This is a genomic window from Micromonospora sp. NPDC049497, from assembly GCF_044465805.1.
Taxonomy (GTDB): domain Bacteria; phylum Actinomycetota; class Actinomycetes; order Mycobacteriales; family Micromonosporaceae; genus Micromonospora.
Genome location: NZ_JBITMC010000002.1, coordinates 417,410 through 429,019 on the forward strand (window position 1 = coordinate 417,410; position 11,610 = coordinate 429,019).

The 11,610-nt window shown below is 73.7% G+C and carries 9 protein-coding genes; all 9 read left to right on the plus strand.

Going from position 1 to position 11,610, the window contains the following annotated elements; genetic code table 11:
* The first annotated feature begins 14 nt into the window (after positions 1–14).
* On the plus strand, positions 15–446 hold the full coding sequence (mraZ, locus tag ACIBR0_RS05205) for a division/cell wall cluster transcriptional repressor MraZ (RefSeq protein WP_357039418.1): 432 nt from the start codon (positions 15–17) through the stop codon (positions 444–446).
* Between the two features lie 211 nt (positions 447–657).
* Positions 658–1,773 carry a 16S rRNA (cytosine(1402)-N(4))-methyltransferase RsmH gene (rsmH, locus tag ACIBR0_RS05210; protein WP_357039421.1) on the plus strand — a complete coding sequence of 372 codons (1,116 nt, stop codon included), beginning with the start codon at positions 658–660 and terminating at the stop codon, positions 1,771–1,773.
* Positions 1,763–2,362: a hypothetical protein gene (locus ACIBR0_RS05215; RefSeq protein ID WP_396712774.1), complete on the plus strand. Its 600-nt coding sequence runs from the start codon at positions 1,763–1,765 to the stop codon at positions 2,360–2,362. The genes rsmH and ACIBR0_RS05215 overlap by 11 nt, the downstream gene beginning before the upstream one ends.
* A gap of 3 nt (positions 2,363–2,365) precedes the next feature.
* Positions 2,366–4,567, plus strand: a complete 2,202-nt coding sequence (locus ACIBR0_RS05220) for a peptidoglycan D,D-transpeptidase FtsI family protein (protein WP_396712775.1) — start codon at positions 2,366–2,368, stop codon at positions 4,565–4,567.
* Positions 4,568–4,685: 118 nt separating this feature from the next.
* The gene (locus ACIBR0_RS05225; protein WP_396712837.1) at positions 4,686–6,182 is read left to right on the plus strand and encodes a UDP-N-acetylmuramoyl-L-alanyl-D-glutamate--2,6-diaminopimelate ligase; all 1,497 of its coding nucleotides are present in this window, start codon (positions 4,686–4,688) and stop codon (positions 6,180–6,182) included.
* Positions 6,179–7,615, plus strand: coding sequence for a UDP-N-acetylmuramoyl-tripeptide--D-alanyl-D-alanine ligase (gene murF / locus ACIBR0_RS05230; protein WP_396712776.1), 1,437 nt, complete (start codon positions 6,179–6,181; stop codon positions 7,613–7,615). Before ACIBR0_RS05225 ends, murF begins: the two co-directional genes overlap by 4 nt.
* Positions 7,612–8,736, plus strand: coding sequence for a phospho-N-acetylmuramoyl-pentapeptide-transferase (gene mraY, locus ACIBR0_RS05235; RefSeq protein ID WP_396712777.1), 1,125 nt, complete (start codon positions 7,612–7,614; stop codon positions 8,734–8,736). Before murF ends, mraY begins: the two co-directional genes overlap by 4 nt.
* Positions 8,737–9,058: 322 nt before the next feature.
* Complete coding sequence (locus ACIBR0_RS05240) at positions 9,059–10,465, plus strand: FtsW/RodA/SpoVE family cell cycle protein (protein ID WP_396712838.1); 1,407 nt, start codon at positions 9,059–9,061, stop codon at positions 10,463–10,465.
* The gene (gene murG / locus ACIBR0_RS05245; RefSeq protein ID WP_396712778.1) at positions 10,465–11,571 is read left to right on the plus strand and encodes an undecaprenyldiphospho-muramoylpentapeptide beta-N-acetylglucosaminyltransferase; all 1,107 of its coding nucleotides are present in this window, start codon (positions 10,465–10,467) and stop codon (positions 11,569–11,571) included. The genes ACIBR0_RS05240 and murG overlap by 1 nt, the downstream gene beginning before the upstream one ends.
* Positions 11,572–11,610: the final 39 nt, after the last annotated feature.

Genomic DNA, 11,610 nt, shown 5'->3' on the forward strand with positions numbered 1-11,610 from the left:
AGGGGGTTGGGCCGATGTTCCTCGGCACCCACACTCCGCGTCTCGACGACAAGGGCCGGTTGATCCTTCCGGCGAAGTTCCGGGACGAGCTGGCGGGGGGTGTCGTGATCACCAAAGGGCAGGACCGCTGCCTCTACGTCTTCCCGACGCCGGAGTTCCAGCGGATCGCGGAGCAGCTACGCGCGCAGCCGATGACACACAAGGCGGCCCGGGCCTACAGCCGGGTCTTCTTCGCCAGCGCGCACGACGAGGTCCCGGACAAGCAGGGACGGGTGACCATCCCGGCCCACCTGCGGACGTACGCGGCCCTCGACCGTGAGCTGGTGGTCATCGGCGCGAGCACCCGGGTCGAGATCTGGGACAGGGTCGCCTGGGAGACCTACCTCGCCGAGAGCGAAGACGACTTCGCCGACATCGAGGAGGGGGTGCTGCCCGGCGGTCTGTAGGGCGTGACGGCGCCCGACGTACTGCGAGATCTCCAGCCGCTTTCGAGTTCCTGGCACCCCTTCCCCGGTGCCAGGCGCACGATCCGACCTTCTTCGGCCGTGGCCGGGACGTTCGGGCGGGGAGCGGATGGGGATCTGGCGGTACGACGGTACGGCGTCGTCCGACGACAGGCGCGACAAGGAAACAGGGTTTCAACCAGTGGGGGTCGACATGGGGGAGCTGCGCGGCACGCACGTGCCGGTGTTGCTCGAGCGGTGTCTCGAGTTGCTGGCTCCCGCGCTGGACCGGGGCGGACGCACGGTCCACGTCGACGCGACGCTGGGCCTGGGCGGGCACGCCGAGGCGGTGCTGCGCGCGCACCCGGACACGGTACTCATCGGGCTCGACCGGGACACCGAGGCCCTGGCGCACGCGCGGGCCCGGCTCGCCCCGTTCGCCGATCGGATCCACCTGGAGCACGCCGTCTACGACGAGCTCCCGGAGGTGCTCGACCGGCTCGGCTACCCGGGCATCGACGCGATCCTCTTCGACCTGGGCGTCTCCTCGCTCCAGCTCGACGCGCCCGACCGGGGGTTCGCGTACGCGCAGGACGCCCCGCTGGACATGCGGATGGACCAGACCCGGGGGGTGACCGCCGAAGAGGTGGTCAACACCTACGCGCACCCGGACCTGGCGCGGGTGCTGCGGGTCTACGGCGAGGAGAAGTTCGCCGGGAAGATCGCCTCGGCGATCATCCGGGAGCGCGAGCGGGGCCGGATCACCTCGTCGGCGCGGCTCGCGGAGCTGGTCCGCGAGTCGATTCCGGCACCAGCCAGACGAACCGGGGGACACCCGGCAAAGAGAACGTTTCAGGCTTTACGGATCGAGGTAAACAAGGAGCTGGCAGCGCTGGAGACGGCGCTGCCGGCCGCGCTGGACAAGCTCACCGTGGGGGGCCGCATGGTGGTCCTGTCCTACCACTCGCTGGAGGACCGGCTCACCAAGGCGGCGCTGGCCGACCGGGTCCGCAGTAAGGGCCCGGTCGACCTCCCGGTCGAGCTGCCCGGGTCCGGCCCGACGTTCCGGCTGCTCAGCCGGGGCGCCGAGCTGCCCGGGGAGGCGGAGGTCGCCGCGAACCCGCGTGCCGCGTCGGTGCGGCTGCGGGCAGCGGAACGGCTTGACCCGGACGCACGGGAGCAGGGGCGGACCGACCGCGAACGGTACCGCCGACGGGTCAAGGCGATGCACCAACCGGGGACGGTGTCGGGGGGGACTGGTAAAGATCCACACCCGACACCCGGGGACGGGACAGGGACGGACGAAGAGGGGGAGGGACATGACTATTGACAAGCGCGACCGCCGGGACGTGACCGGCGGCGGGCAGCGCACACCGCGGTCGGGGGGCCGGATCGCGGCGGAGCGGGCCACGCGCGTCGGCACGGGTACGCCGGCGGACCGGTCGGGCCGGCAGGGGGAGACTCGCGCCCGGGGGGCGCGCGAGTTTCCGACCCAGGGCAGTGCCGCGCTGCGGCCGGCCGAGCGGGTCGCCGCCCCGGCGCGGCAGCCGCGGCTGCGGGTCGCACCGCCGGCACCGGTGTCGGTGCCGCGCGCGCCGTTCGCGGCGCTGATCGTGACGCTGGTGGTGGGTGGGGTGCTCGGCATCCTGCTCGTCAACACCAAGATCAACGAGAACGCCTTCCGGCTGGAGAAGCTCCAGCAGCAGCAGGCCAAGCTCGACCTGGAGCAGCAGCAGCTGAACAAGCAGATCGCGGATGCCGAGGCGCCGGGCAACCTGGCCGCGGAGGCGCGCAAGCTGGGTCTGGTCGAGTCGGGCGACCCGGCGTACATCCGCCTGCCGGACGGCAGGACGATCGGTGTGCCGCAGCCCGCCACCGGGCAGCCGTCGGTCACCAGCCAGCAGGGCGCGGGAGGCTGAGCGGTGCCGCCGAGATCGGAAGAGCCGCGCCGGGACCCTACGGGCTCCCGGCGCGGCTCGTCCCGTGCCGGGGGCGGCCGGGGCCGGGAGCCGCGCTCCGGTGAGCCGGGGGTCGGCGGCATCTCCGACGCCCGGGCGTACACGCCGCGCGGGCGGACCATCCGCGAGGGTGGCGGCCGGGACGAGCCGCCGGCCCGCACCGAGCAGCGGCGTACGCCCCGCAGCACCCGCTCCGGCGACCCGTTCCGGCCCGCGCTCCAGGTGCTCGACGGCGGCCGGGCCGCGCCCGGTGCCCGGACCGGACGGCGGGACGGGGCGCCGGCCCGCGGCGGCGTGGTCCGTACCGTCCAGGCCCGCACCCCGGGCACCGACGAGCTGCCACCGCCGCGCCGCCGCCCGGCGACGCGGACCTCGCGCCGGCCCGACCGGCCGGCCGGGCGGCGTGGTTCGCGCAAGCCGCCGAAGCCGCCGCGGCTGGCCGACCCACGCCGCCGGATGCGGCTCGGGACCGTGCTGACGCTGGCGCTGTTCGCCGTCATCGGCATCCGGCTCGTCGCGCTCCAGGCCGTGGAGGCTCCGGCGTACGCGGACGCGGGCATCCAGGACCGCCTGCGCACGGTGACCCTGCCGGCGCCGCGCGGCGCCATCTACGACCGGTCCGGCGCGGCCCTCGCGCACAGCGTCGAGGCGCGGTACGTCTACGCCGACCCGACCCAGATCAAGGACGTCGCGGCCACCGCGCGGGCGCTCTCGCCGTTGCTCGGCATCCCCGCCTCGAAGCTGGCCGAGCGGATGGCACCGCGCAAGCGGCCCGGCGGCGCCGACTCGCAGTTCGAGTACCTCGCCCGGGGTGTCGACATCGCGCAGGCCCGGAAGGTCATGGCGCTGGAGTTGCCCGGCATCAACACCCACCGCGACGAGCGGCGGGAGGTGCCCGGCGGTGACCTCGCCGCGAACCTCATCGGCTTCACCAGCCAGGACATGGTCGGGCTGGAGGGGCTGGAGGCCCGCTACGACGACCTGCTTGCCGGCGTGGACGGCGAGCGGACGTACGAGGTCGGCCTCGGTGACCTGGCCGCGCCGATCCCCGGCGGCTACAGCGAGACGACGAAGGCCAAGCCGGGAAGTTCCCTGCAGCTGACCGTCGACCGGGACCTGCAGTTCATGGTGCAGGTGATCCTGGGTCGGCAGATGGCGCAGGTCCAGGGCAGCACCGGGGCGGCCGTGGTCATCGAGGTCGCCACCGGCGAGGTGCTGGCCCAGGCCAGCCACCCGACCTACAACGCCGCCAAACCCATCCCGAGCGAGCCGACCGACCGGGTGGACGCGGCCACCAGCTTCGTGGTCGACCCCGGCTCGGTGCACAAGGCGATCACCTTCGGCGCCGCCCTCCAGGAGGGCGTGATCACGAAGGACACCACGTTCCCGGTGCCGAACTCCGTCGTCAGGGGCGGCTACGAGTTCTCCGACAGCCACCCGGCCGACGGCCGGCGGATGAGCCTGCCCGGGATGATGGCCTACTCCTCCAACGTCGGCACCATCGCCATCGCCGAGCAGCTCGGCCGCGACCGGCTCATCGACTACCAGAAGCGGTTCGGGCTGGGCGAGCCGACCGGGGTCGGCATGCCCGGCGAGGCCACCGGGCGGCTGCTGCCCGCCGAGGAGTGGAGCGAGTCGGCGTACGGGTCGGTGCCGATCGGGCACAGCGTCGACGCCACCCCGCTGCAGATGGCCGCCGCGTACGCCACCATCGCCAACGACGGCACGTACGTCCAGCCGCACCTCGTCCAGGAGGTGATCGGGCCGGACGGGAAGCGGACGAAGCCGGAGCCCCCGAAGACCCGGTCCGTGCTCAGCCCGGACACCGCCGCCGAGCTGCGGACGATCCTGGAGGCGGTCACCACCGTCGACGACGCGACCGGGCTCGCCGCCGCGGTCCCCGGCTACCGGATCGCCGGCAAGACCGGCACCGGCTGGCGGCTGGTCGACGGGCAGAAGCAGCCGGGCGAGGTGGCGTCGTTCATCGGCATGGCCCCGGCGGAGAAGCCCCGGTACGTGATCGCGGTCTTCGCGCACACCCCCGCGGGTGGGGGCGGCGACATCGCCGCGCCCGCGTTCCGGGAGATGATGCAGTTCACCCTGCGTCACTACCGGGTGCCGCCGTCGAGCGCTGCCGCGCCGAAGTTCGAGGTCTTTCCGCGCTGACCGGGACCGGCGCGACATGATCGGTGGGTGCGGACGAACCACCGGGGCGGCTGTTCGGCGCGAACCGGACGACCGGGTAGGGTCTGACGCCGTGTCCGGCAATCCTCGTCCCCGCACCGTGAGCGGTGTCCGCCTGGGCGACCTCGCCGCCCGGCTCGCCACCGAGCCCCCGAAGGGCGCCGCCGAGCTGGTGGTGACCGGGGTGACCCACGCCAGCCAGGAGGTTCGCCCCGGCGACCTGTACGCGGCCCTGCCGGGCGCCAACCGGCACGGCGCGGAGTTCGCGGCCGGCGCGGCCGCGGCCGGCGCGGTGGCCGCCCTGACCGACCTGGCGGGCGCCCCGACGGTGGCGGCGGCCGGCCTGCCCGTCCTGGTGGTCGACGACCCGCGCGCGGTCCTCGGCACCCTCGCCTCCGCCGTCTACGGCGACCCCACCGCGGACCTCACGGTGATCGGGGTGACCGGCACCGCCGGCAAGACCTCCACCGCCTACCTCGTCGAGTCCGGCCTGCGCGCCGCCGGCCACACCACCGGGCTGATCGGCACCGTGGAGACCCGCCTCGGCGACCTGGTGATCGACAGCGTGCGTACCACGCCCGAGGCGACGGACCTGCACGCGATGCTCGCCGCCGCGCGCGAGCGCGGGGTGACCGCGGTGGTCATGGAGGTCTCCAGCCACGCCCTCGCGATGGGGCGGGTCGGCGGCGTCCGCTTCACCGTCGGCGGCTACACCAACTTCGGCTCCGACCACCTCGACTTCCACGCGGACTCCGCCGACTACTTCGCCGCGAAGGCGAAGCTCTTCGACGGGCGCTGCGCGGTGGAGGTGCTCAACCACGACGACCCGGCGCTCGGGCCGCTGCGCAAGCCGGCGACCGTGACCTACTCGGCGGCCGGCGATCCCGCCGCCACGTGGTGGGCCGACGAGGCCGGCGGCGAGGGGTACGCCCAGCGCTTCACCCTGCACGGCCCGGACGGACTGACCCTGCCGGCCGGCGTCGCGCTGCCCGGCCGGCACAACGTGGCCAACGCCCTGCTCGCCGTCGCCGTCCTGGTGGCCGCCGGGGTGGACCCGAAGACCGCCGTGGCCGGGGTGACGGCCTGCGGCGGGGTGCCGGGCCGGCTGGAACTCGTCGACGCCCCCGGCCCGGTGCGCGGCGTCGTGGACTACGCGCACAAGACCGACGCCGTGGTGGCGGTGCTGGCCGCGCTGCGCGAGTTCAGCAAGGGCCGGCTGATCTGCGTGATCGGGGCCGGCGGGGACCGGGACCGGGGCAAGCGCCCGCTGATGGGCGCGGCAGCGGCGGAGGGGGCGGACGTGGTGCTGGTGACCGACGACAACCCGCGTACGGAGGACCCGGCGGCGATCCGCGCCGAGGTGCTCGCCGGTGCGTACGGCGCCGGCGCCGACGCCCGGATCGTCGAGGTGGACGGCCGGCGGGCGGCGATCGCCGAGGCGGTCCGGCTGGCCGCCCCGGGTGACGTGGTCGCGGTGCTCGGCAAGGGGCACGAGCAGGGTCAGGAGGTCGCCGGGGAGGTGCACCCGTTCGACGACCGCACCGAGCTGGCCGCCGCGCTGCGGGCTCGCTTCGGCGACCCGGAGGGTGCCCGGTGATCGCGCTGAGCCTGGCCGAGGTGGCCGCGGCGGTGGACGGGCGGCTGGTCGCCGCCGACCCCGACGCGCGGGTCACCGGGTCGGTCGAGTTCGACTCGCGCCGGGTCGGCCCGGGCGCGCTGTTCGTCGCATTTCCCGGCGAGAAGGCCGACGGGCACGACTTCGCCGCCGCGGCGGTCGCCTCCGGCGCGGTGGCCGTGCTCGGCACCCGGGAGGTGCCCGGCGTGCCGATGGTGCTGGTCGACGACGCGCTCGCCGCGATGGGCCGGCTGGCCCGGGCGGTGGTGGACCGGTTGCCCGGCCTGACCGTGATCGGCCTGACCGGCTCGTCCGGCAAGACCACCACCAAGGACCTCATCGCCCAGCTCGCCGCCCGGCTCGGCCCGACCGTCGCGCCGCCCGGATCGTTCAACAACGAGCTGGGGCACCCGTGGACGGCGTTGCAGGCCGGACCGGAGACCTGCTACCTGGTCATGGAGAAGGGCGCGCGCGGCGTCGGCCACGTGCGGTACCTCTGCGACGTGGTGCCACCCCGGATCTCCGTGGTGCTCAACGTCGGGGTGGCGCACATCGGCGAATTCGGTTCGCGGGAGATCATCGCGCTGGCCAAGGGTGAGCTGGTCGAGGCCCTGCCGGCCGACGGCCTGGCCGTCCTCAACGCCGACGACCCGCTGGTCGCCGCGATGGCCGGCCGGACCCGGGCCCGCGTCGTCCGGTACGGCGAGGCGGCCGACGCCGACATCCGCGCCGAGGACGTCACCTCCGACGAGCGCGGCCGGCCGTCGTACACGCTGGTGACCCCGGAGGGGACGGCGCCGGTGCGGCTCGGGCTGACCGGTCGGCACCAGGTCTCCAACTCCCTCGCCGCCGCCGCGGTGGCCCGGGAACTGGGCATGCCGCTGACCGAGCTGGCCGTCGCGCTGGGCGAGATGGGGCTGGTCTCCACCCGCCGGATGGACGTGTTCGAGCGCGCCGACGGCGTGACGGTGATCGACGACTCGTACAACGCCAACCCCGCCTCGATGGCGGTCGCGCTCCGGGCGCTGGCCGGCATCGGGCAGGACCGGCGTACCGTCGCGGTGCTCGGCTACATGGCCGAGCTGGGCCCGTACGAGCACGAGGGACACGTGGAGGTCGGCCGGCTCGCGGCCGAGTTGGGTGTCGACCGGCTGCTCGTGGTGGGCGAGCCGGCGGCGCCGATCCACGAGGGCGCGACATCGGTAGGTGACTGGGGAGGAGGGTCGGTGCTGCTCACCGATCAGGCGGCGGCCGTCGAGGTGCTGCGGGACGAACTACGGCCGGGCGACGTCGTCCTGGTGAAGGGCTCCCGGTACCGCACCTGGGAGGTGGCCGACGCGTTGCGCGCCGACGCCGCCGCCGGGAGCGCGACCACGGGAGACACCGACGTGGCGGCCGGAGGGAACGTCGCGTGAGGGCGGTCATCGTCGCCGTCGGGGTGGCCTTCCTGGTCTCGCTGCTCTGCACCCCGATCGCGATCAAGGTCTTCACCCGGCTCAAGGCCGGCCAGCCGATCCGGGCCGAGGGCCCGCAGATGCACCAGAGCAAGAAGGGCACGCCGACGATGGGCGGCGTGGTCTTCATCCTGGCGACCGTCATCGCGTACGTCGCGGGCCACCTGGCCCTGACCAGCCTGCCGGACGCGCAGATCGCCCAGGTCGAGCCGACCATCACGGCGCTGGTGCTGCTCGGCCTGATGGTCTTCTCCGGAGCGGTCGGCTTCATCGACGACTTCCTGAAGGTCCGCAAGCGGCACAGCGGCGGTCTGAACAAGCGGGGCAAGCTGCTCGGCCAGATCCTGGTCGGTGCGGTCTTCGGCGTGGTCGCGCTCTACTTCCCGAGCAGCATGACCGACGCCGACGGGCGGGCGACCAACACCGAGACCGTCGGCAGCACCACGCTGAGCTTCATCCGGGACATCCCGGCGCTGGAGCTGACCAAGGTCGGCGCGGTCATCGTCTTCATCTTCGTGGTGATGGCGGCGACCAACGGCGTCAACCTCACCGACGGCCTCGACGGCCTCGCCACGGGCGCCTCCGTGATGGTGCTGGCCGCGTACGCGCTGATCGCGTTCTGGCAGTACCGGCACTGGTGCGCCGACCCGAACTACACCGAGGCGTACTGCTACACCGTCCGGGATCCGCTGGAGATCGCGTTGATCGCCGGGGCCGCGGCCGGGGCCTGCGTCGGGTTCCTCTGGTGGAACACGTCACCGGCGCGGATCTTCATGGGCGACACCGGCGCGCTGGGCCTGGGCGGTCTCATCGCCGGCATGGCGATGTCCACCCGGACGATCATGCTGCTGCCGATCATCGGCGGCCTGTTCGTGATCATCACCATGTCGGTGGTCATCCAGATCATCTCGTTCCGCACCACCGGCAAGCGGGTGTTCCGGATGTCCCCCCTGCAGCACCACTTCGAGCTCGCCGGCTGGAGCGAGGTCAACATCGTGGTGCGCTTCTGGATCATCGCGGGCATCGGTGTCGCCATCGCGCTGGGCCTCTTCTACAGCGAGTTCCTCGCCAACGTCGGCTGATCCATGCTGCCTGCAACGGCGCCGTCGCGACCTCGCGGCGGCGCCGTCGCGCTGTCCGGCGCCGTAGCGCTCTGCGGGCGGCGTCGCGCCGGGGCGTTAAGCGGGGGCCCTTCCTCTACCGCAGGCGTTAAGCGGGGGCCCTTCCTTTCACCCGCGACACGCCGAGGACGGCGTTGCGGAGGTGGGCGGGCCGGCCAGCGGCCATGATGTCGGGGTGGGGGAGGACAGCGGTACCCAGGTCACGACGGACACGACACCCCGGCGGCCACCGGACGAGCCGGGCGGGTCGGCGGCGCTGCGCGGCCTGGACACCGCCGGCGGCCTGGCGGCCCTGCGCGGGCTGCTGGACCGTCCTCTCGCCTCCTACTACCTGCTGCTCTCCAGCGCCGGCCTGCTGCTGCTCATCGGCCTGACGATGGTCTTCTCGGCGACCAGCGTGCGGGACTACGCCCAGGGCGGCAATGCCACCGCGTCGCTGACCAAGCAGGCGATCTTCGCGGTGATCGGCATCGTGGCCTTCTGGGCCTGCCAGCGACTGCCCGCCCGCACGTTCCGGGCCGTCGGCTGGCCCGCGCTCGGCGTGTCGGTGGTGCTGCTGCTCCTGCTCAACGCCCTCGTCGCCCTCGAATCGATCGCCGGGGTCGAGCGGGTCGGGCCGATCTACGCCGAGCTGCTGTGGCTGCACCTCGGCCCGATCCAGCTGCAACCCTCGGAGCTGGCGAAGTTCGCCCTGGTGCTCTGGGGCGCCGACGTGGTCGCCCGGAAGGGCGCCAAGCTCGGCTGGTGGCGGGAACTGGCCACACCGCTGTTCCCGGTGGTCGGGCTGCTGTTCGTCCTGGTCGGCTACAACGACCTCGGCACCATGCTCTGCCTGCTCGCGTTGGTCGTCGGCCTGCTCTGGGCGGCCGGCGTACGGATGCGGGTGTTCGCCACCCTCACCGCGGTCGGCCTGGTCGGCATCGGCCTGCTGGTGGCGGTCGCCTCCCTCGGTGCCGGGTCCGGTGAGAAGGGCGCCGAGAACTACCGGCTGGCCCGCCTGACCACCTTCTTCGCCCCGCCGCCGCCCGAGCAGTGCAAGCTCGAGGAGTGCTACCAGATCGCGCAGGCCCGGTACGCCATCGAGAACGGCGGCTGGTTCGGCACCGGCCTGGGCAAGAGCACCCTCAAGTGGGAGTGGCTGCCGGCCGCGGAGAACGACTTCATCTTCGCGGTCATCGCCGAGGAGTTGGGCGTCGTCGGCTGTGTCGTGGTGGTCGCGCTGTTCGCCGTGCTCGCGTACACCGGGCTGCGCATCGCCGGCCGGGTCGCCGACCCGTTCCGTCGGCTCGCCGCCGCCGCGGTGACCGCCTGGCTGGTGGGCCAGGCGGTGATCAACATCGGTGGGGTGATCGGCCTGCTGCCGCTGACCGGCGTGCCGTTGCCGTTCATCTCCGACGGCGGCAGCGCCCTGGTCGTCACGCTCGCGGCGGTCGGGATGCTCGCCTCCTTCGCCCGCGCCGAACCCGATGCGGCCAGAGCACTGCATGCCCGTCCGCCGGCCCGGTGGGTCCGACTAGTGTGGGCCCCGTTGCCGCCGCTTCCCGGCCGGCGTCGCCGTGTGGCGTCGCCGCCCGCGGCCCGGCCTCCGGTGCCCCGGGCACGGGAGCGGCGCGGAGACGACCAGGCCGTGCCACGCGGCGTCCGGGCAGACCGGACCCGACGCGGGGCGGCGGACGAGAGGAGACGTTGATGGGTCCGCTGCGTTCGGTGGTGCTCGCGGGAGGTGGCACGGGAGGGCACATCTACCCGCTGCTCGCCTTCGCCGACTGCCTGCGCCGGCACGACCCCGGCGTCCGGATCACCTGCCTGGGCACCCCTCGGGGCCTGGAGAACGAGCTGATCCCCCCGCAGGGTTACGACCTGCGGCAGATCCCGGCCTACCAGCTCCCCCGGTCGGTCAACATGAACCTCGTGAAGACCCCGGGCCGGATGTGGACCGCGGCGCGCGCGGCGGGCAAGGTCATCGACGAGGTGCGCGCCGACGTGGTCGTCGGCTTCGGCGGGTACGTCTCGGTGCCCGCGTACCTGGCCGCGTGGCGGCGTGAGCTGCCGATCGTCATCCACGAGGTGAACGTTCCCCCGGGGGTCGCCAACCGGCTCGGGATGCGGTTCACCCAGCACGTCGCGGTCGGCTTCCCGCACCAGCCGGTGCAGTCCGAGGCACTGCGCGAGGCCCGGGTGGTCGGCGTGCCGCTGCGGCGCGGGATCGCCGGGCTGGACCGGTACGCGATGCGCAACGCCGCCCGCGCCCACTTCGGACTCCGTCCCGACCTGCCGGTGCTCTTCGTGGCCGGCGGCTCGCAGGGCGCCCGGTCGATCAACCTGGCGGTCGCCGGCGCGGCCAAGGAACTGGCCCGCAACGGTGTGCAGGTGCTGCACGTGATCGGTGCCCGCAACGAGCCGGTGCCGGTCCCCACCGACCTGCCGGTGCCGTACGTGACGCTGCCGTACCTGTCCCAGATGGAGCTGGGCTACGCCGCGGCGGACCTGATGCTCGGCCGGGGCGGCGCGATGACCTGCGCCGAGGTGGCCGCGATCGGCCTGCCCACGGTCTACGTGCCGTACCCGCACAGCAACCAGGAGCAGAAGCGCAACGCGCTGCCCGTGGTGGAGGCCGGCGGCGGCCTGCTCGTCGACGACGCCGAGCTGACCCCGGACTGGGTGGAGCGGACGATCGTCCCGCTGATCCGGGACGCGCACCGGCTGCACGCCATGAGCACCGCCGCTGCCGCGTACGGTCGCCGTGACGGCGACGAGGCACTGCTCAACTACGTCTACGAGGCGGTGGCCCGATGACCGTGTCGCCCACCCGCCGGGCGGCCCGGCCCGCCGTGA